Source organism: Amycolatopsis sp. NPDC102522 (assembly GCF_055584485.1).
The window spans coordinates 60,302-79,760 of sequence record NZ_JBVJLY010000005.1 but is presented as its reverse complement, the minus strand read 5'-3'; the positions used below and the strand labels follow the sequence as shown (position 1 = coordinate 79,760).

At 69.2% G+C, this 19,459-nt stretch carries 16 protein-coding genes; 4 read left to right on the top strand and 12 right to left on the bottom strand.

Features of this window, described 5'->3' with window-relative positions:
- Positions 1 to 9 precede the first annotated feature (9 nt).
- The 5 genes from ACZ6YV_RS15680 to ACZ6YV_RS15660 form a co-directional block, all read right to left on the bottom strand.
- Positions 10 to 1,101 carry a M24 family metallopeptidase gene (locus ACZ6YV_RS15680; RefSeq protein WP_465510248.1) on the bottom strand — a complete coding sequence of 364 codons (1,092 nt, stop codon included), beginning with the start codon at positions 1,099 to 1,101 and terminating at the stop codon, positions 10 to 12.
- A gap of 129 nt (positions 1,102 to 1,230) precedes the next feature.
- Positions 1,231 to 3,492, bottom strand: coding sequence for a bifunctional SulP family inorganic anion transporter/carbonic anhydrase (locus ACZ6YV_RS15675; RefSeq protein WP_465510247.1), 2,262 nt, complete (start codon positions 3,490 to 3,492; stop codon positions 1,231 to 1,233).
- A gap of 238 nt (positions 3,493 to 3,730) precedes the next feature.
- A complete protein-coding gene (locus ACZ6YV_RS15670; RefSeq protein WP_465510246.1) occupies positions 3,731 to 5,011 on the bottom strand; it encodes an adenosylmethionine--8-amino-7-oxononanoate transaminase in 1,281 nt (426 codons plus the stop codon).
- Positions 5,012 to 5,036: 25 nt separating this feature from the next.
- Positions 5,037 to 6,245: a cytochrome P450 family protein gene (locus tag ACZ6YV_RS15665; RefSeq protein WP_465510245.1), complete on the bottom strand. Its 1,209-nt coding sequence runs from the start codon at positions 6,243 to 6,245 to the stop codon at positions 5,037 to 5,039.
- A gap of 24 nt (positions 6,246 to 6,269) precedes the next feature.
- Positions 6,270 to 6,623: an SRPBCC domain-containing protein gene (locus ACZ6YV_RS15660; RefSeq protein ID WP_465510405.1), complete on the bottom strand. Its 354-nt coding sequence runs from the start codon at positions 6,621 to 6,623 to the stop codon at positions 6,270 to 6,272.
- Between the two features lie 124 nt (positions 6,624 to 6,747).
- Here ACZ6YV_RS15660 and ACZ6YV_RS15655 point away from each other — a divergent pair, with 124 nt between their 5' ends.
- Positions 6,748 to 7,371 carry a nucleoside/nucleotide kinase family protein gene (locus tag ACZ6YV_RS15655; RefSeq protein WP_465510244.1) on the top strand — a complete coding sequence of 208 codons (624 nt, stop codon included), beginning with the start codon at positions 6,748 to 6,750 and terminating at the stop codon, positions 7,369 to 7,371.
- 4 nt (positions 7,372 to 7,375) lie between these two features.
- Here ACZ6YV_RS15655 and ACZ6YV_RS15650 read toward each other — a convergent pair whose 3' ends face one another.
- The 3 genes from ACZ6YV_RS15650 to ACZ6YV_RS15640 all read right to left on the bottom strand — a co-directional run bounded on the left by ACZ6YV_RS15650 (position 7,376) and on the right by ACZ6YV_RS15640 (position 10,352).
- Complete coding sequence (locus tag ACZ6YV_RS15650; protein ID WP_378246779.1) at positions 7,376 to 8,533, bottom strand: glycosyltransferase family 4 protein; 1,158 nt, start codon at positions 8,531 to 8,533, stop codon at positions 7,376 to 7,378.
- A gap of 78 nt (positions 8,534 to 8,611) precedes the next feature.
- Positions 8,612 to 9,664, bottom strand: coding sequence for a C40 family peptidase (locus ACZ6YV_RS15645; protein ID WP_465510243.1), 1,053 nt, complete (start codon positions 9,662 to 9,664; stop codon positions 8,612 to 8,614).
- Positions 9,665 to 10,109: 445 nt separating this feature from the next.
- A complete protein-coding gene (locus ACZ6YV_RS15640; protein ID WP_364214220.1) occupies positions 10,110 to 10,352 on the bottom strand; it encodes a hypothetical protein in 243 nt (80 codons plus the stop codon).
- Between the two features lie 414 nt (positions 10,353 to 10,766).
- On the opposite strand from ACZ6YV_RS15640, the gene ACZ6YV_RS15635 reads away from it, so the two are divergent.
- Positions 10,767 to 11,759, top strand: a complete 993-nt coding sequence (locus ACZ6YV_RS15635; RefSeq protein WP_465510242.1) for a hypothetical protein — start codon at positions 10,767 to 10,769, stop codon at positions 11,757 to 11,759.
- A gap of 304 nt (positions 11,760 to 12,063) precedes the next feature.
- Here ACZ6YV_RS15635 and ACZ6YV_RS15630 read toward each other — a convergent pair whose 3' ends face one another.
- On the bottom strand, positions 12,064 to 13,452 hold the full coding sequence (locus tag ACZ6YV_RS15630) for an NYN domain-containing protein (RefSeq protein ID WP_465510241.1): 1,389 nt from the start codon (positions 13,450 to 13,452) through the stop codon (positions 12,064 to 12,066).
- Between the two features lie 96 nt (positions 13,453 to 13,548).
- Between ACZ6YV_RS15630 and ACZ6YV_RS15625 the strand changes: the two genes are divergently transcribed.
- Both ACZ6YV_RS15625 and ACZ6YV_RS15620 read left to right on the top strand, forming a co-directional pair.
- Positions 13,549 to 15,270, top strand: coding sequence for a DEDD exonuclease domain-containing protein (locus ACZ6YV_RS15625; RefSeq protein WP_465510240.1), 1,722 nt, complete (start codon positions 13,549 to 13,551; stop codon positions 15,268 to 15,270).
- Positions 15,271 to 15,473: 203 nt separating this feature from the next.
- The gene (locus ACZ6YV_RS15620) at positions 15,474 to 15,758 is read left to right on the top strand and encodes an Lrp/AsnC family transcriptional regulator (protein WP_005154220.1); all 285 of its coding nucleotides are present in this window, start codon (positions 15,474 to 15,476) and stop codon (positions 15,756 to 15,758) included.
- Positions 15,759 to 15,825: 67 nt separating this feature from the next.
- Here the strand turns inward: ACZ6YV_RS15620 and qcrB are convergent, their stop codons facing one another.
- The 3 genes from qcrB to qcrC are packed head-to-tail and all read right to left on the bottom strand — an operon-like array spanning position 15,826 to position 19,447.
- Positions 15,826 to 17,502, bottom strand: a complete 1,677-nt coding sequence (qcrB, locus tag ACZ6YV_RS15615) for a cytochrome bc1 complex cytochrome b subunit (protein WP_465510239.1) — start codon at positions 17,500 to 17,502, stop codon at positions 15,826 to 15,828.
- Positions 17,499 to 18,632 (bottom strand): cytochrome bc1 complex Rieske iron-sulfur subunit, encoded by a 1,134-nt coding sequence (gene qcrA / locus ACZ6YV_RS15610; protein ID WP_465510238.1) that lies wholly within the window; start codon positions 18,630 to 18,632, stop codon positions 17,499 to 17,501. The genes qcrB and qcrA overlap by 4 nt, the downstream gene beginning before the upstream one ends.
- A complete protein-coding gene (qcrC, locus tag ACZ6YV_RS15605) occupies positions 18,629 to 19,447 on the bottom strand; it encodes a cytochrome bc1 complex diheme cytochrome c subunit (RefSeq protein WP_378246794.1) in 819 nt (272 codons plus the stop codon). The genes qcrA and qcrC overlap by 4 nt, the downstream gene beginning before the upstream one ends.
- Between the last annotated feature and the right edge of the window lie 12 nt (positions 19,448 to 19,459).

Sequence of the window (19,459 nt, the reverse complement as noted above, 5' to 3'; positions counted from 1 at the left end):
GGGCCGCCGTCAGACGACCACGAGGTCCTTGGTGCTCAGCGTGAGGAGTTCGGGCGTACCTTCCCGCACGACCAGCGTGTCCTCGATGCGCACGCCTCCGCGTCCGGGCAGATACACACCAGGTTCGACGGTGACGGCCATACCGGCGGATAGTGTACCGACGCCGGTGGCGGCGAGGCTGGGCGCCTCGTGCACCTGCAGTCCGACGCCGTGGCCGAGACCGTGGCCGAACTCCTCTCCACGTCCCGCGTCGACGATGACACCACGGGCCGCTTTGTCCACTTCGGACACCACGGCGCCGGGAAGAACGGCGTCACAGCCCGCCGCTTGCGCACGCTGGACCAGCTCGTAGATCTCTTCCTGCCACGCCGCCGGCTTCCCGATGACGAACGTGCGGGTCATGTCCGAGTGGTAGCCGTCGACCGTGGCGCCGAAGTCGATCTTGACGAAACCGCCGGTCACGAGCGCGGCCGAGGTGGGCCGGTGATGCGGGATCGCGGAGTTGGCGCCCGCCGCGACGATCGTGTCGAACGACGGCCCGGTCGAGCCGTGGCCGAGCATGCGATTCTCGAGGTCGCGGGCGACGTCCAGCTCGGTGCGGCCTGGCCGGAGCCCCCCGGCGGACACCAGGTCCTCCAGCGCCCTGTCGGCCGCCGCGCACGCCTGGCGCAGCGCCTCGATCTCCTGCTCGTCCTTGACCAGCCGCAGCTGCTCGACGAGACCGGGCGTCCGGACCAGCTCGACACGGTCGAAGCGAACCTTGAGGTCTTCGTGCTGCTCGACACTGACGTGCTGGCTCTCGAACCCGGTCTTGCCGAGCTTCTTCTCGGCCGCCAGATCGGCCAGCTTCGCCGCGCTCGCACGGTCCAGCACCCGTTCGAGATCGGGCACCTCTGTCGCCGACTGGACCGTGTAGCGGCCGTCGGTACAGAAGATCGTCTTGTCGTCACCGCCCTCGTGGACGAGGAGAGCGGCGTTGGACCCGGTGAAGCCGGTCAGGTACCTGATGTTGAGCAGGTCCGTGACCAGCAGCGCGTCCACCCCGGAGTCGGCCAGCAGGGAACGCAGCGCCGCGCGGCGGCGAGAGAAGTATTCACGCACGGAATCGAGTTTAGGGGGTGATCCGCCGGTGGCACGCGTTTCGCCGACTGGTTGCGCCGCCTGTGGCACCCGGCGGTCCAGTCCTCGTGAGTGGCAAGTGGGGTTAGAACGACACTTGCCACTCACGACTCAGGACTTCACCGGCGAAGCCGCCGAAGTGAACGACCGGTGCGCAGCGTCGAGCAGGTACACGTTCGCCTTCCCGACGTCGAAGTACATCCCCGTGAGCCGGAGTTCGCCGCGGGCCAGCGCGGCCTCGACCACCGGGTACGAACGCAGGTTTTCCAGCTGCTGCACCACGTTGTGCAAAGCGAGCCGATCACCCTCCTGCGAGGGGCGGGCACCGTCGAGCAGCACCGGCCCTTCACTGGCCTGGCGCCGCATCGTCGCCTCGCCATGCCGCAGCCAGCCGCCGAGGTGCACGAGCCCGGTGGGCGCGTCGCCGAGCAACGCCTTCATCGCCCCGCAGCCGGAATGCCCGCACACCACCACTTCCCGCACCCGCAGAAGACCGACGGCGTACTCGATCGCCGCCCCCACCGAGAAATCCGCTTCGGCGCCGGCGTGCGGGACGAGGTTCCCGATGTTCCGCACGGTGAACAGGTCACCCGGGCCGCTGGTGGTGATCAGGTTCGGCACGATCCGCGCGTCGCCACAGGTGACGAACAACGTGTGCGGCTGCTGGCCGTTCGCCAGCCCGTCCCAGGTGCTCCGCAGCAGCGGCGCGGTCCGCCGCTGGAACTCCGAAGCGCCGCGGCACAACGGGACGCTGCCTCCCCGCTGGCTCGGCAGTTCGAGGTGTTCGGCCTGCCATTCCGACCACGGCGCGAGCCAGCGCGGCACCACCCTGGACGCGACGCCACGCCGCACGGTCGGCATCCCGGCCTTGCCGCGTTCGAACCACGGATGCCCGACCTCGTCGACGATCACGACTCCCCCGGCGCGTTCGTACGTGCGCTGCCAGCCGCGCAGGCAGTCGAAAGCGGCGTGGTCGAGGTAGTCGACGAACAGTTCCAGCGTCACTTCCGAACGCTCGGGGACTTCGGCCAGGACGGTCGTGAGCCTTGGCACGGAAAGGAAAGTGAGCGCGCCTTCGATGACGACACGGGTCCGCGGGCCGTCCTGTTCGACGTGGATCCCGGAGAACAGCATCCGCCGCAGCATCAGCGCGAGCGCCACCGCGATCCCCGCGGCGACCCCGGTGAGCAGGTTGACGGCGACCGCGCCGAGCAGGGTCGCGAGGTAGACCGGCAGGTCACCGTGGCGGCGGACCTCACGGAGGCTGGTGACGTTGACGAGTTTGGCGCCGACGTAGACGAGGAGACCGGCGAGCGCGGCGAGCGGGATCTGCCGCAGCGCGCCCGCCAGGAACAGGCAGCAGCCGAGGATCCAGACGCTGTGCAGGATCGCCGACATCCTGGTCCGGGCGCCCGCTTCGAAGTTGGTCATGGTGCGTACGACGACGCCGGTGACCGGGAACCCGCCGAGCGACCCGGCGGCGACGTTCGCCAGGCCCTGGCCGATCAGTTCGCGGTTGAGGTCGGTGCGCGGCCCGTCGCGCAGTTTGTCGATGGCGACGGCGGAAAGCAGGCTCTCCAGGCTGGCGATGAGCGCGATGGTGAGCACGGCGCCGATGATCGCCACCCAGGACCCGGACGGCGCCTCAGGGACGAAACCCAGCCCTGGCAAGCCGTTCGGGAGGTCGACGCGCGGCAGGTCCATGCCCACCGCGACGGAAAGGCCGGTCGCCAGCGCGACGGCGGCGAGCGGGCCGGGGACGCGGCGCACCGAACGCGGCATCCGGGTCCACGCCAGCAGGACACCGACGGTGACCACGCCGACCACCGCGGCCTGGTCGTGGTGGCCGATGATGCGGCCCGGCAGCGCGAGGATGTTCGCGATCGTGGAGCCCTGCGCCGCGCCGCCGAGTACGACGTGCAGCTGGCCGAGGATGATGATCAGGCCGATCCCGGCGAGCAGGCCGTGCACGATGGCAGGCGAGATCGCCAGGGTGGCCCGTGCGACGCGGCTGACGCCGAAGAGGATCTGGACCACACCCGCGGCGGCGGTGATCGCGCAGGTGGCGGCCCAGCCGAAGGTGGCGATGGTCTCCGCGAGGACGACGGTCAGCGCGGCGGACGGACCGCTGACCTGAAGGACGGAAGCGCCGAAGAAGCTCGCGACGAGTCCGCCGACGACGGCGGAGATGAGTCCGGCGAGCAAGGGGGCTCCGGCGGCGTGTGCGACGCCGAGCGAGAGCGGGACTGCCACGAGGAAGACGACGACCGAAGCCGGGAGGTCGTGGCGAAGGTTCTTCAGGAGGGTCGATGCGGGATTGTCGCGGCGGCCCGGGGGCCCGGTGTCGTGCTCGTCACCAACGATGTCGATCATGGGGGCAGGAAACCTGATCGGCGCGCAAAAGTCCGCTATGCAAAGGTTTCTCAGGTTTGCTTGTGCGCCGGAGAACTAGGGCATAACGCCTTTTCCTGACAAAACACCCGGACAAGGTCTCGATCGGACTCGCCCGTTCGCTTGACCGGGATCAGCCGCGACCACGCTCTGTACCCAGCGTGGCCTTTCCGGATTGCTGTGGCCGCCGTCACACTCTTTAGGCTGAATTCGGTCCGTTTCAGGCTTTTAGTGCGGCCGCGACCACGGCCGAGGTGATCGTCGCGAGGTCTTCCGCGTCGGTGACGTAGGGCGGCATCGTGTAGATCAGGTTCCGGAACGGGCGCAGCCAGACCCCGTTCCCCGTGAGGATCTCGGTCGCGACGGCCATGTCCACCGGGTGGTCCAGTTCCACCACGCCGATGGCGCCGAGCACCCGCACGTCGACGACCGACGGCAGCTCGCGAGCCGGTTCGAGACCGGCCTTCAGCGCGGCTTCGATCCGCGGGACGTCGGACTTCCAGCCGCCTTCGGCCAGGATTCCCAGCGAAGCGTTGGCGACGGCAGAGGACAGCGGGTTCGCCATGAACGTCGGGCCGTGCGCCAGCACCGGCAGTTCGCCTCGCGAGATCCCGTCGGCGATCTCCGGCGTGCACAGCGCCGCCGCCATCGTCAGGTAACCGCCGGTCAGCGCCTTGCCCAGGCACAAGACGTCCGGGGTGACCCCGGCGTGCTCGGCGGCGAACATCCGGCCGGTGCGGCCGAAACCGGTGGCGATCTCGTCGAAGATGAGCAGGACGCCGTTGGCCTCGGTGATCTCGCGCAGCGCGCGCAGGTACGCGGGCGGGTGGAACCGCATCCCGCCGGCGCCCTGCACGACCGGCTCGACGATGACCGCGGCGAGTTCGCCCGCGTGCCGCTCGATTTCGGACGCGAGCAGGCCCAGGTAGGCCTGATCCGGCTCGTCGCCGAACCCGCCGGGAGGTTTGGGCAGGAACAGTTGGTCCGGCAGGATCCCGCGCCACAGCGAATGCATCCCGCCTTCGGGGTCGCAGACGCTCATCGGCGTGAACGTGTCGCCGTGGTAGCCGCCGCGCCAGGTCATCAGGCGCCGCTTTTCCTTGCGCCCCACCGACTGCCAGTACTGCAGGCACATCTTGACGGCGACCTCGACCGACACCGACCCGGAATCGCACAGGAACACGTGCCGCAGGCCGTCCGGCGCGAGATCGACCAGCGTCTTCGCCAGCCTGATGGCCGGTTCGTGGGTGAGCCCGCCGAACATCACGTGACTCATCCGGCCCGCCTGCTCGGCCAGCGCCGCGTCCAGCACCGGGTTCCGGTAGCCGTGGATCGCCGCCCACCAGGACGACATGCCGTCGACCAGTTCGCGGCCGTCGTCGAGGGTGAGCCGGACGCCGTTCGCCTCGCGGACCAGCAGCGAGTCGATCGGGCTCGGCATCGGCCCGTACGGGTGCCAGACGTGTTCCGCGTCGAGCGCGAGGAGTTCGGCGGCGTCCATCCGGCGACCCTACGACACGCTGGGATCAGCGCAGGCGAACAGGGAGGGTTTCGAGGCCGTGGACGAGGGTGCTTTCCCGCCACCGCAAGGTTTCCGGGTCGGCGTCCAGGCCGAGGTCCGGGAACCGCTCCAGCAGGCCGCGCAACGCGATCTCGGCCTCCAGCCTGGCCAGCGGGGCGCCGACGCAGTGGTGGATCCCGTGCCCGAACGCGAGATGCCCGGTCGCCTGCCGGGTGACGTTCAGCCGCTGCGGGTCTTCGAACCGCTCGGCGTCCCGGTTCGCGCCGAGCAGGGAAACGAGCACGAACTCGTCCGCCGGGATCTCGACGTCGCCGACCCGGACGGGTTCCCTGGTGAACCGGATGGTCGCCAGGTGGATCGCGCCGTCGTAGCGCAGGAACTCCTCGACAGCTCCGCGCAGCAACGTGAGATCGGCGCGCAGCGTGGCGAGCTGATCGGGTTCGCACAGGAGGGCGAACACGCTGTTCGCGATGAGGTTGACCGTGGTCTCGAATCCCGCCACCAGCAGGAGGAACGCCATCGACAGCAGTTCTTCCCCGGAGAGCGAGTCACCCTCGTCACTGGCGTTGATCAGGCCCGAAAGCAGGTCATCGGCTGGTTCGGCGCGCTTTTCCTCGATGAGGCCGACCAGGTACGCGTGCATCTGTGTCGCCGCTGCGCGGAGTTCCTCCGGCGTCGACCAGGCGAGCATCGTGTTCGACCACCGCGCGAACTCCGGCTGATCGCCCGCGTGCACGCCGAGCAGTTCGCAGATCACCCGGATCGGCAGCGGGACGGCGAAGGCGGGCAGCAGGTCGACGCGTTCGGCGTCACCGATGTCGTCCAGCAGTTCCGCGGCGATCTGTTCGATCCTCGGCCGCAGGCGGGAAACGGTGCGCGAGGTGAAGGCCTGGTTGACCAGTTTCCGCAGCCGTGTGTGGTCCGGCGGGTCGGAGTTGAGCATATGCCCGTTCAGCGCGCGGACGGCGCTGTCACCGGCGGATTCGAAACCGTCGCGTTCGAAGAGGCGCCGGATCTCGGCCGTGTCCTTGCCCACGCGGGGATCCGCGAGCACAGCGCGGGCATCGGCGTACCCGGTGACGACCCAGACCTCCAGGCCGCGGGGCATGCGCACCTTCCGGACCCCGCCGTCTTCCCGCAGCAGCGCGGAGACCTGGTGCGGTTCCTGGACGAAATCCCAGCCAGGGGTCGTGACTTCTTCGGCTGCCACCATCGGTACGCCTCCCCTGCGCGCCGGTCAGCGTTCGGCCAGCGCGGCCACCACCCGCTCGGTCACTTCGGACCAGTATGCCCGCTGTTCTTCGCGTTCGTCGGCGCCCGCGAGCCATTCCTGATGGAACCGTAGCGTGGACTTCTGCTCGGTGCCGCTCACCGTGATCTGCAGGGTCGAGTCGTGGTCCCAGTCCTTCGGCCACCAGGTCAGCCGGAGTTCGGTGCCCTCGGAACGGCCGCGGATCTCGCCCGTCGTCCCGTTGGCCGTCTCGTATCCCGCGCCCGGCTCACGGCCGAGTTCGGCGCCGGGGCCGAGCCAGATCCCCACGCCCTCGCGACCGACCAGGAATTCCCACACCTGGGTGCTGCTGTGCGGCACCGTTTGGGAAACGCCTACCTGCCAACCACTTCCAGCTGTTTTGGCCACTGCTTTGGTCACCGGCCCATCATCCCATCGGGTGTACCGTGCGACAGTCACCGGTCCGGGTGGAGGATCTCTTTCTGTGCGCTACCGTCCGATTTCTCCCGCTCTGCTGGTTTCCGAACTGACCGAACGCATCACAGCGATCACGGACCGCCGCCGGATCGCGGTCGCCGTCGACGGCGCGGCCGGTGCGACAGACACCACAGAACTCGCCGACGCCCTGGTGGATCCCCTGCGGGTCGCCGGTCACGCGGCGCTGCGGATCTCGGCGAACGACTTCCTCCGCCCCGCCTCGTTGCGTTTCGAACGCGGCAAAGAGGATCCGGACTCGCGCTACAGCGACTGGCTCGACCTCGGTGCCCTGCGCCGCGAGGTGCTCGACCCGCTCGCCGAGGACGGCAGCGGCCGAGTCCTGCCCTCGCTGTGGGACCCGGTGCGCGATCGCGCCACCCGTGCCGAACGCGTCGAACTGCCCGAAGGCGGCGTCGTCGTGCTGGACGGCGAATTCCTGTTCGGCACGGGACTCGTCTTCGACCTGAGCGTGCACCTGTGGCTCTCGCCCGCCGCGCTCAAACGGCGGGTGCCCGACGAATGGGCGCTCCCGGCCTACGAACGCTACGAACAGGAAGTCGGCCCGGTGTCGCTGTCCGACGTGGTGATCCGCGTCGACGACCCGAAGCACCCGGCGCGCTACGAGCCCTGACTCCTCAGCGCACCGCCGCGACCGGATCGCCGTCGAGCAGGCCGGAAAGCCTGCCCGCCATGGTGTCCCACCGCCAGTTCTCGGCGACCCATTCGCGACCGGCGGCCCCCATGCGCCGCGCCCGCACCGGATCGGCCAGCAACGCGGCCAGCGTCTCCCTCAGCTGCTGTTCGTCGCGGCCGTCGACGACATGCCCGGTGACCTCGTCCAGCACCGTCTCCGGCGCACCGCCGGAGTTCCCGGCGACGACCGGCAGCCCGGTCGCCGAAGCCTCCAGGTACACGATCCCCAGGCCCTCGACGTCGAGTCCCTTCCCGCGCGTCCGCGCCGGCATCGCGAAGACGTCGCCCGCGTTGTAGTGCGCGGGCAGTTCCTTCCACGGCACCGACCCGGTGATGACGACGCTGTCCTCGACCCCCAGCGCTTCGACGAGCCCGGTGAGCGTCTTGCGGTACGGGCCGCCGCCGACGATCAGCAGCGCCACGTCCGGGATCTGCTTGCGGAGTTCGGGCAGGATCCTGATCAGCATGTCCTGACCCTTGCGCGGCACCAGCCGCGAAACGCAGACGATCGTCGGACGGTCGCCGAGACCGTGCCGATCGCGGATCTCCTTGCCCGCGGCGTCGTCCGGCCGGTAGAGCGCGGTGTCGACACCGCACGGGAGCATCTCCAGACCCGCCATCGGGCCGAAGGCGGCCGAAAACCGGGAGCGGGTGTACTTGCTGACGTACGTGATCACGTCGACGGTGTCGCCGATCCGCCGCAACGCCTGCCGGGAACCCGGGAGCATCGACCAGCCGACCTCGTGGCCGTGCGTCGACGCCAGCACGCGGCGGGCGCCCGCCGCCCGCAGCGGATGCCCCAGCAACGCGAGCGGCGCGGCTGCGCCGAACCAGACGGCCTCGCACTCGCGGGCCCGCATGATCTCCTTCGCCCGCTTGAGCACGTCCGGTGTCGGCAGCATCAGGGACGTCGGATGGCGCACCACCTCGAACGGCGCGGCGGCGTCGAACTCGCCATGTGAGCCGGTGCTCGATTCCCAGGACGGGGCGTAGACGACGAGGTCGTCCGCGGGCAGGCGGGTGGCCAGCGAGTTCAGGTAGTTCTGGATGCCGCCCGGCCGGGGCGGGAAGTCGTTGGTCACCAGCAGGGTCCTCAGCACCCCTGCAGGCTACTGGGCGCCGGACACGCGAAAGGGGCGGCACCGCCTGCGCGGTACCGCCCCTTTTCTCGCTGTTCGTCAGGCCGTCGGGCGACGGGCTCCGACGTAGTTGTTCTGCAGCGGCGACACCTTGACGACGTCACCGGTGGTCGGCGCGTGCACCATCATGCCGTTGCCGACGTACATGCCGACGTGCGAAACCGGCGAGTTGTAGAACACCAGGTCACCCGGCTGGAGCTGCGCCCTCTGCACCGGGGCGCCGAAGGTCGACTGCTGGCGGCTGGACCGCGGCAGGCTGACGCCCGCCTGCTTGTACGCCCACAGCATCAGACCCGAGCAGTCGAAGGACGACGGGCCGACATCGCCCCAGCCGTACGGGCTGCCGAGCTTGCTCTTCGCGGCCGAAAGGGCCGACGCCGCGGCGGGACCCGGAGCGGGCAGGTTGGGGAACGCCCCGCCCTTGTCCTTCTGGGCGTTCTTGTCCGCGGCGCTCAGGTTGCCGCTGGCCCGCTGGATCTCCTTGAGCTGGTCGTCCAGCGTCTTCTTGCGCGCCTCGATGTCCGTCGTCAGCTTGGCGGCGGTGTCACGGGCGGCGGTGGCCGCGCCCTGAGCGTCCGACGCCTGCTTCGCGGCGGCCGCGGACTGGGCGACAGCGCCGCTCAGGTTGTTCAGGGCGGTGTTCTTGTTCGCGGCGAGGACCTCGAGCGCTGAGGAGCGCTCCAGGAAGTCCTGGGTCGACGCGCCCGACAGCAGCGAGGACAGCTTGTTCAGCTGCACACCGCTGGTGAACGACGCGCCGGCGAACTTGTTCACCTCGGACTGGAAGGTCTTCTCGTCACCGGCCGCCTTGACGCCGAGGTCCTTGGCGGAGGCGGCGTCGGTGGTGGCCTTGTCGAGCTCACCCTGCTTCGCGGCGAGGTCGTCCTTCGCCTTGAGGAGGTCTTCGTTCGCCTTCTCGGCCTGTGCCGCGAGGTCGCGGTACTTGGCGAGGGCGTCCGAGCCGGAAGGGGGCTGCTGGGGGGCGGGGGCTGGGGCTGCAGTGGCAACAGGCTGGGCGACCGTTACTGCGGTGATCACCGCGGCCGCGGCCAAAGCTCCTGACACCACGCGCTTGACTGGATGCGACTGCACGGTCGCGCGTGTCTCCTTTGCTGTCGGCCACCGACGCAGAACCCGGGGCGAAGAGGTCGGGGGCCCTCTTCCGCGAAGCCGCGTCGCCGACCGTGAGGTCCGCGCGGTTCCCCGCGTTCCCGCCTTGCGCCTGGCCGAGTGCTATCGCAACAGGTTTGGCGCGCGGCTGGTTCTGGTGCAGCTCCCCGACAAAGCTGCTTCAGTGGCGATCCCGTGTCGTCGTCTGGCGACGACTTCCGGCCACGAGATCTCGGACAGGTTACGAAACCACGGGCACCGCGTCCACCATGGCAGGCGCAAAAACTCTCCGTGATGCGCCGAAACACCTTCGGACCAGCATGAGCGGAAAGTTGTGACGGGCGTTACATCCTGGGGCTGGTCGCGACTACCTACCGTTCACCCGATCGGATCGACCACTCGTCGAATGCCCCGGTCGCGGCGTGTCTCAAGCCGACTTTCGGCGCTCCTGCCCGACGATCTCGACCATCCGGAGACGCGGGACCATCCCGGCTTCCGCGAGCGCGTCGACCGCTTTCCGCTCGTCGGCGTCCCATTCGAGCGCGAGTGGCGCGCCGAGGAGGACACTGACGACACAGTCATGACATGCGTCACCGCGGACCGCGCACCGGTCGCAATCGATGACGAGTGTCTCTATGTCCGCTATATCGGCGATGGCCTTGTCGTCCATCTCGGGCTCCTCACTTTCAGTGGTGAGGTGCACATTAAGAGCGACCACCGACAGTTTCGGGCTCGTGAGTGGTTAGGACGGTTCTAACCGTCCTAACCACTCACGAGACTCTCCCCGCGACGTTGCGGCGCTTCTGGTCGCCTGAAGTACGTGAAGGCCCCCTTCACTGCGCTAGGCGCAATGAAGGGGGCCTTCACGTACTTGCTTCACGCGCAGCCGCTGTGACCGCTGGCGCGCGCGGGACGCACATGACGATCCGCAAGTCCGTCGATCAACCGCGCCCGAATCCAGTAGTACCTAAGACACCTTGGCCCCAATCACTCACGAGACTTGAGTTGTCCACAACCGCCCCGTCCATCCACAACTTTCGCCCTCGGTCCCCTTTGGCCACCTTTTCCGGGCCACCGTGGACGGGTGCCCCTACACAAACGCTGGTCGGAAGAAGCCATTCCGGCCGACCGAAGACCAAGCTGGCCGATCCTGCTGCGGGAGCAGCACGGGATCGTGACCAGAGCCCAACTCCTGGCCTACGGACACACCGGGGCGGCCATCGTCGCCAATCTGGACGCGGGGCGCTGGCAACGGGTGCTGCCGCGCGTCTACGCGACTTTCACCGGTCTTCTCCCGAGGGCGGCCGGAATCCACGCCGCCCTCCGTTATGGCGGCGGGCACGCGGTGCTGAGCCATCGCACCGCCGCCGAGGAATGGCATCTCCTCCCGGTCGCGGAGGGGCCGATCGAGATCACCGTGCCTTATTCCGGCTCGGCGATCTCCCAGCCTCCGCTGGTGAAGGTGCACCGGTCACGAGCGCTCCCGTACTCCGCCGCGGAAACCTGGCCGCCCCGCACCAAGCTCACGGACACGATCGTCGATCTGGCGGTTTCCCAGCCCACCGCGCACGAGGCGGTGAACGTCGTCGTCGATCTGGTGAGCCAAAGCAAAGTCCCGGTGTCCGAGATGCGGGACTGCGTCTCGATGCGCCCGCCGTACCGCTTCCGCACCGAAATCCGGCAAGGACTCGAACTGGTCGCCGGAGGTCTCATGTCGGCGCTCGAAGTGGAGTTCAAGAAACAGGTCGAGGAAAGGCACGGGCTACCGCCGGGAGACCGGCAGACAGCCGTCGAGGTCGACGGGAAGACGTTGTGGGAGGACGTCACCTACGACACGCACGGGGCGGGCCTGACCGTCCGCCTGGACGGGCGGGCGACCCACGCGATGGCCGCTGTCGCGTTCCGGGACCGGCGACGGGACAACGCCGCGGAACTCGCCGGCCGGGCACGCCTGGTCTACGGCTGGCAGGACGTCCGGAACTCGCCGTGTCAGGTCGCGGCCGAGGTCCGCGAAGTCCTCGTCCGGGAGGGGTGGCGGCCGGCGGCCAACCGCGTCGTCTGCCTGACGTGCTCGTGAGGTTCTGTTGGGGGTTAAGGCGAAGGTGTCGCGCAGGTCAAGTTGGTCGTGAGTGGCGATTCGGGTTGAGCGGACCGGTATTTGCCTACCTGCCGCTGACCTGCGCGAAGGTGGCGTTTCAAGAGAGTGCTGGGCCGACGGTGGAGGAATCGGGACGTTGAGTGTCCCGATTCCTCCACCGTCGCGAGGACACCCCGTCACACCTTCCACCCAGCACCAAGACACCGGATCCCAGCGGGCAGGCAAATACGAATCCGTGAGAACCCGAATCGCCACTCACGAGCCCAGACGCCTTGCCGCAGCCTTAAACCCGGCTGAGCCGCGACACCAGCACCGCGGAGGGCACCGGATGCGCACCCTTCCGCCGCACCGAGTCCGCCACCGCCCGGTCCGTACTCGCGACCACCATCGGCCGCCCTGGCGGCTCGGCCGCGACCAGGGACCGGATGACGTCGTCCGCGAGCACGCCGCGTTCGGAGAACAGCACCCGCACCCCGCGCGGCACCGCGGCGGGCACGGAAAGCACTCCGGCGCCGTCGAACACCACGGTCACCTCGGCCGAGGTCCGCGCGGCGAGCGCCGAAAGCTGGTGGATCAACCGGTCCCGCTGGTCGGAAAGGGCCATCTCCGGGTAGCCGGTCTTCGTGACGTTGTAGCCATCGACGATCAGGTGCACGTTGGGCAGTGCGAGATGCCTGTCGAGCGCGGTGACGTCCTGGATCTTGCCGCCCGCGCCCAGGCCCGACGTCGCGCCCCGGACCATGTCGGCCGGACGCTGGCCGTGGGCGCTCACCGAAAGTTCCCGGCGCAGGCCGCCGACGGCGCCTTCGATCGTGTCCAGCAGCAACCCGAGCCTGACTTCGTCCGCCTGACGCGCCTCACGGGCGGACTGACGGGCGATCTCGGCGTCCTGGACGGCCTTCTCCGCCCGCGCCCGCTCGGTCGCGACACGCTGCCTCTCACGGTCCAATTGGGCCTTCAGCGCCTTGATCTCCTCGGCGCGCTCGGCTCCGCCGCTCTCCAGTTCGGAGTGCGCCTCCGCGACCGAGTCCCTGGCCTGACGCAGCTGCACACCTTGTTCCCGCAGGCGCTTCAGCAATTTGTCGACTTCGGCGTCGCGTTCGCCCCGCGCGCCACCGGCGATCTCCTTGGCCTCGCGCAGTTCCTCGCGCAACTGGGCCACTTCGGTTTCGAGCCGCTGGTTGCGGGCCAGCGCGGCGTCGCGTTCGGCACGCAACGCCGTCTCCTCGGCGTTCTTCGCCACCAGCCGGACCCGTCCGGCAGCACCGGCCTCGCCCAGCAGCACGGCGGCGGCCGCGGCGGCGACGGAATCGGGGGCGTTCGGGTCGAGGGCGTCCTTGCGATGGTCACGCAGCCATTCGGTGACCGCGACCCGGAACTGCGAGGACTCCCCCAACGCGGCGAGCAGCGCCGTCCCGCCGAGTTTCGCTCGTTTCGCCGGGGCGAACTTGGCGACCGGGCGCAGCTGCCTCGGCACATCGGCGACCGGCAGCTTGCCGACGGCGGCGGCCGCCAGCTCGGCGATCCGCTCCCGCACGGTCTCCGGCAAGGCCGTCCAGCCTTCGGCCGGTACCTCTTCCGACGTCTCTTCCGCACCCGCCGACGCCACGACACCCGAAGGGCCGCCGGTGGCGTCCTCGGGCAATTCGGGCACTGCGGGCTGCGGTTGCATCGCTCCAGCGTAGGCCCCATGGGCTCGGGCCGCGCTCAATGGGACGGCGTGTGCGGATCCCGGGATTGTCGGTGCCCACCCCTACTGTGCCCGATCATGGACACCGGACGGCGGCCCGGCGCGGCGCAACTCGCCTTCGACGAGCTGGGAACCCCTTTGCGGGACATCACTTTCGTCGTGTTCGACCTGGAGACCACCGGGACGAAACCCGGCCCGGACGGGATCACCGAGATCGGCGCGGTCAAGGTCCGCGCCGGCGAGATCGTCGGCGAGTTCGCCACCTTCGTCAACCCGGGGATGCCGATCCCGCCGCAGATCGTCGAGCTCACCGGCATCACCGGCGCGATGGTCTACGACGCTCCCCGGATCGAGCGCGTGCTGCCGGCGTTCCTCGAGTTCATCTCCGGTGCCGTGCTGGTGGCGCACAACGCCGCCTTCGACACCGGCTTCATGCGCGCGGCCTGCGAGGGCCACGGCTACCGATGGCCCAAGGCCGCCGTGGTCTGCACGGTCCGGCTCGCCCGCCGGGTCATCTCCCGTGACGAGACACCCAGCTACCGGCTCTCCGCGCTGGCCGCCTTGTTCGGGGCGCGCACGACGCCCAACCACCGCGCGCTCGCGGACGCGCGCGCCACCGTCGACGTCCTCCACGCGCTGCTCGAACGCGTGGGCAACCTCGGCGTCCACACCCTCGAAGAGCTGCTCGACTACATGCCCGAGGTCACCCCGGCCCAGCGTCGCAAACGGACGCTGGCCGAGCACCTGCCGTCGAGGCCCGGCGTCTATCTGTTCCGCGGTCCCAGCGACGAGGTCCTCTACGTCGGGACGTCGTCCGACCTGCGCCGACGGGTCCGGCAGTACTTCACCGGATCGGAGAGCCGCGGGCGGATCCGGGAGATGGTCGCGCTGGCCGAACGGGTCGACGCGGTCGAATGCGCGCACGCGCTGGAGGCCGCGGTCCGGGAGTTGCGGCTGATCGCCGCCCACCGGCCCATGTACAACCGCCGTTCCAAGAACCCACGGCACGCCTGGTGGGTCGCGCTGACCGAGGAGGCCTTCCCGCGCCTGTCGGTGGTCCGCATGCCGCGAGACGGCATGCTGGGGCCCTTTCGCAGCCAGACAGACGCCCGGTCGGCCGCGGACACCCTCGCCGGCGCCTCGGGGCTGCGGACGTGCACCCAGCGCATCTCGGCCACCGCGCCGAGCGGGAAGCCCTGCGTCCTCGCCGAACTCGGCCGCTGCGGAGCGCCGTGCGACGGCACGCAGACGATCGAGGCGTACAGGCCCGGTGTGCTGGCGGTGTCCGGTCTCATCGCCGGGACGGACGGGCGGCCGCTGCGGGCCGCCGCCGATCAGCTGGCCCGGCTCGCCGAGGCCGAGCACTACGAACAGGCCGCCCAGCACCGCGACCAGCTGGCCGGACTGATCCGCGCGGTCGACCGGGCGCACCGGCTGTCGGCGCTGGCGGGCATCCCGGAGCTGATCGCCGCAGGGCCGGACGGGAAAGGCGGCTGGGAGCTGGCGGTGATCCGGCACGGCAGGCTCGCGTCGGCGGGTGTCGCGCGGCGCGGGGTACCGCCGATGCCGGTGGTCGAACTGCTCGTGGCGTCGGCGGAGACGGTGATCCCTGGCCCCGGGCCGCTCTTCGGCGCGATCTCGGAGGAGGTCCGCATCCTGCTGCGCTGGCTGGCCCGCCCCGGTGTCCGGCTCGTGCGCACCACGCACCCCTGGGCGGAGCCCGCCGCCGTGGCGGGCGGCTGGCAGGAGTGGCTCGACCTGGCGGCGAGCGCGACGGCGCTGGAGCAGGTGGCGGGCTAGGATCTTCCCTTGGCGGGACCACCGACGGTCTCCCCAAGGGCGCCCCACGCCCGACGGAGACTTCACCTCGCGCGCCTCTTTCGGGCCGAAGGCCCACGGAAACGCGAGGGAGGGGCGCCTGCCTGGTCAAGTCAGCCGGCCTGCTGACCGCGCTCCTTCGGCGCGTTTCCGTCAGCGCGCGACAACGAACACAGGAGGACCCTTTGATCACGGCGATCGTGCTGATCCAGGTCGAGGCCGATGCGATCCCCGAAGCGGCGCAGGCGATCGCGGACATCGAGGGCGTCCGCGAGGTCTACTCCTGCGCGGGCGACGTCGACCTGATCGCTTCGGTCCGCGTCGCGGCCCATGAAGACCTCGCGGATCTGATCCCGGCGAAGATCGGCAAGGTCCCCGGCGTGCTGAGCACGGTCACGCACATCGCGTTCCGCTCGTACTCGAAGGCCGACAGCGAGTCCGCGTTCGACATCGGCGTCGAAGGCGCCTGAGCTTCCCCTGCAAGTACATAAAGGCCCCCTTCCCGCGGGAAGGGGGCCTTTATGTACTTACGTCGAGCTAGTGCCCGGAGGTGATCTCCTTGCGCTCCTGCGAAGGCTCACCGCCGATGTCGTCGACCTTGCCGTTGCCGTTCGAGCCGTGCCCGTTGGACCGGGCGCGCTCCAGCGCGATGGTCTCCTCGACCGGGTCCGGCGTCCAGGTCGAACCCGCGACGGCGTGTCCGGCCGAGCCGAGCTTGTTCATCTTCTTCGGGACCGACGCGCCCTGGTACTCGAGCGGGATCGCGTGACCGTGGTCGTCCACCGGGCCGAGCGGCTGGTGGATCTCGATGAACTCACCGTGCGGCAGGCGCTTGATGATGCCGGTCTCGACACCGTGCTCCAGCACCTCGCGGTCGGCCCGCTGGAGGCCGAGGCAGATCCGGTAGGTGATGTAGTACGCGATCGGCGGCAGCAGCAGCACACCGATCCGGCCCGCCCACGTCGTCGCGTTCAGTGAGATGTCGAAGGCGAACGCGATGATGTCGTTGAAGCCCGAGAGCATGATGACCGCGAAGAACGTCAGGCCCATGATGCCCAGCGAGGTCCGGACCGGGACGTCGCGCGGACGCTGCAGCAGGTTGTGGTGCGCGGTGTCCTTGGACAGCTTTCGCTCGATCCAGGGATACATCACCAGCAAGCCGATCAGCAGTGGCATCCCGACCGCGCCGGGGAAGAACACCGCGGGGACCGTGTAGTTCCCGAGATAGAGCTCCCACGCGGGCCAGATCCGCAGCATGCCGTCGGCCCAGGCCATGTACCAGTCGGGCTGCGAACCCGCCGAGACCTGCGCCGCGTTGTACGGGCCGATGTTCCAGATCGGGTTGATCTGGAACAGGCCCGACATCAGCGCGATGATGCCCGTGACCAGCGCGAAGAACGCACCGCCCTTGAGCGCGAAGACCGGCATGATGCGGACGCCGACGACGTTGGTCTCCTTGCGGCGCACGCCAGGGAACTGCGTGTGCTTCTGGTACCAGACCAGCGCGAGGTGCGCGCCCACGAGCGCGAGCATGATGCCCGGCAGCAGCAGGATGTGGATCGTGTACAGGCGCGGGATGATCTCGTTGCCGGGGAATTCCCCGCCGAACAGCGCCCAGTGGATCCAGGTGCCCATGACCGGCACCGAGAGCACGATGCCCGACAGGGTCGCGCGGATACCGGTACCGGAGAGCAGGTCGTCCGGCAGCGAGTAACCGAAGAAGCCTTCGAACATGCCCAGGACCAGCAGCAGCGCGCCGATGACCCAGTTCGCCTCACGCGGACGACGGAACGCTCCGGTGAAGAAGATCCGGAACATGTGCACCATCATCGACGCGACGAAGATCAGCGCGGCCCAGTGGTGCAACTGGCGGACGAACAGACCGCCGCGGACGTCGAACGAGATGTCGAGCGTGGTCGCGAAGGCCCGCGACATCTCGACGCCCTGAAGACCGGTGTAGCTGCCGTTGTAGACGACCTCCTCCATGGAGGGGTCGAAGAACAGCGTGAGGTACACACCCGACAGCAGCAGGATGATGAAGCTGTAGAGCGCGATCTCGCCCAGGAGGAACGACCAGTGGGTCGGGAACACCTTGTTGATCTGGTGCCGCATGCCCTTGGCCAGGTGATACCGGTCGTCGGCCCACTTGGCACCCGCACCCGCGGCCTTCTCGACCGGGTTCGTCCCCTTCGTCGGGGTGGTGAGTGAACTCATGACTTACGCTCCCAAAAGGCCGGTCCGACGGCCTCGTTGAAGTCTCCGCGCGCGATCAGGAAGCCCTCTTTGTCCACTGTAATCGGAAGCTGGGCCAACGGCCGCGTCGCCGGACCGAAAATCGGCTTGGCGTAGTGGAGCGCGTCGAACTGCGACTGGTGACAGGGGCAGAGGATGCGGTTGGTCCGCTGCTCGTACAGGGAGGTCGGGCAGCCGACGTGGCTGCAGATCTTCGTGTACGCGTAGTAGTCGCCGAAGTTGTAATCCTCCTGCTTCGCCCGCTTGACGACCTTGGCGGCGTCGGTGGGGCGGAGGCGGATCAGCATGACGGGGTTGTCGACCCGCTTGAAGGCGGCGGACAGGGCGTGCTCGTCCTCCCGCTCCGACTCGCGGAACGGGAACACCGTCTCCATGGCGCCCGCGTCGAGGTCCTCGACCCTGACCAGGGAGACCTCGTGCGGACGGCCGGTGTTGCGGCGCAGGTAGACGACCTCTTCCGGGAAGTTCTTCTTCCAGCCCGAGTGCCACAGCGAGTCGCGGCCTTCGGTGTCCTTCCAGGGGTCCTTGATGAAGGACGCCACCGGCAGGGCGGCCACGGCGAGCCCGAGCACACCGGCGCCGGCACCCGCGGACCGCTTGATCATCGAGCGGCGCGCGATGGTGCTGTGGCTGCCCGAGTGGGCCAGCTGGGCGAGGATGGTGGCCTTGTCGACCTCTTTCGACCCGCCGTCCCCGCGCTCCTGCACCGCGACCTCGGCCGGGATGAACTTCTTGGTGTAGAGGACCGCGCCGACGCCGATGCTGAGCACGGCGAGGCCGAGCGTGATCCCGAGCAGCGGCGTGTACAGCGTGTACTTGGTGTAGCCGGTCGTACCCGGCTCCTTGTACTCGAACCAGTGCGGCCACGCGATGAGGACCACGAACGCGAGGCCCGCGATCGCGGCCAGCACGAACCAGAGGGCGACAGCGCGCTCGGCGCGCTTCTCCGCCTTCGTCCCCTCGACCGGCCACGGCTTCGGGTACTCCACGATCTCGACACCGTCGAGCGCGGTACCCAGCTTGACCAGCTGGTCGCGATCCATGTCCGCCAACTCCGCCTCTGTCGGCGGCTTCGGCCCTTCGGCGCTCATGCCTTCGATCCAATCCACAACGTCACGCCGATCAGCGCGGCGATCCCGACGATCCACGCGATCGCGCCCTCAGAGGCCGGGCCGATACCGCCGAGCGAGCTACCGCCGGGCGAGTTGTTCCCGTCACTCACGGACTTCACGAACGCGATGATGTCCTTCTTCTCCTCCGGCGACAGCTGCCGGTCGGAGAACTTGGGCATGTTCTGCGGCCCGGTGAGCATCGCGGTGTAGATCTGCTCTTCCGTGGCCGGGTCCAGGTTCGGGGCGAACTTGCCCGACGAGAGCGCGCCGCCGCGGCCGGTGAAGCCATGGCAGGAGGCGCAGTTGAGGCGGAAGAGTTCGCTGCCGCGCGCGACGTCCTCGCCGCGCAGCGCGTCACCCTTCTCGGTGGGACGCTGCGCGCCACCGCCGTTGGCCTGGATGTAGGCGCCCAGCGCGTTGATCTCGGCCTCGGACAGCTTCGGCGGCTTCCGCTGCGCCTGGGCTTCCTGACGCACGGCGGGCATGCGGCCGGTCGAGGTCTGGAAGTACACGGCCGCGTCGCCGATGCCGATGAGGCTCGGGCCACGGTCGGTGACACCTTCGAGCTTCGGCCCGTGACATTCGATACACGTGTTGTTGTAGAGCTTCTCGCCCTCGCGCAGGAGGGCGGACTCGCCCTGCGCCTGCGCGGTCTGCGGCTCCGGAGCGAAAACGGCGTACAGCCCGCCCACGCTCAGCAGCGCGATCCCGAGCGCCAGCGCGCCGGCGAACCGCTTGCGCGCCTTCGAGCGCTTGCGGAAGCGGCGCTCCGTCTTGTCCTTGCTGGAGGTCATCTTGCGGCAACC

Excerpts from the sequence above, each read along its gene's own strand:
- ACZ6YV_RS15675 (WP_465510247.1), bottom strand. The coding sequence starts at position 3,492 with ATGATCGACATCGTTGGTGACGAGCACGACACCGGGCCCCCGGGCCGC.
- ACZ6YV_RS15670 (WP_465510246.1), bottom strand. The coding sequence starts at position 5,011 with ATGGACGCCGCCGAACTCCTCGCGCTCGACGCGGAACACGTCTGGCAC.
- ACZ6YV_RS15665 (WP_465510245.1), bottom strand. The coding sequence starts at position 6,245 with ATGGTGGCAGCCGAAGAAGTCACGACCCCTGGCTGGGATTTCGTCCAG.
- ACZ6YV_RS15640 (WP_364214220.1), bottom strand. The coding sequence starts at position 10,352 with ATGGACGACAAGGCCATCGCCGATATAGCGGACATAGAGACACTCGTC.
- ACZ6YV_RS15630 (WP_465510241.1), bottom strand. The coding sequence starts at position 13,452 with ATGCAACCGCAGCCCGCAGTGCCCGAATTGCCCGAGGACGCCACCGGC.
- ACZ6YV_RS15625 (WP_465510240.1), top strand. The coding sequence starts at position 13,549 with ATGGACACCGGACGGCGGCCCGGCGCGGCGCAACTCGCCTTCGACGAG.
- qcrB (WP_465510239.1), bottom strand. The coding sequence starts at position 17,502 with ATGAGTTCACTCACCACCCCGACGAAGGGGACGAACCCGGTCGAGAAG.
- qcrA (WP_465510238.1), bottom strand. The coding sequence starts at position 18,632 with ATGAGCGCCGAAGGGCCGAAGCCGCCGACAGAGGCGGAGTTGGCGGAC.
- qcrC (WP_378246794.1), bottom strand. The coding sequence starts at position 19,447 with ATGACCTCCAGCAAGGACAAGACGGAGCGCCGCTTCCGCAAGCGCTCG.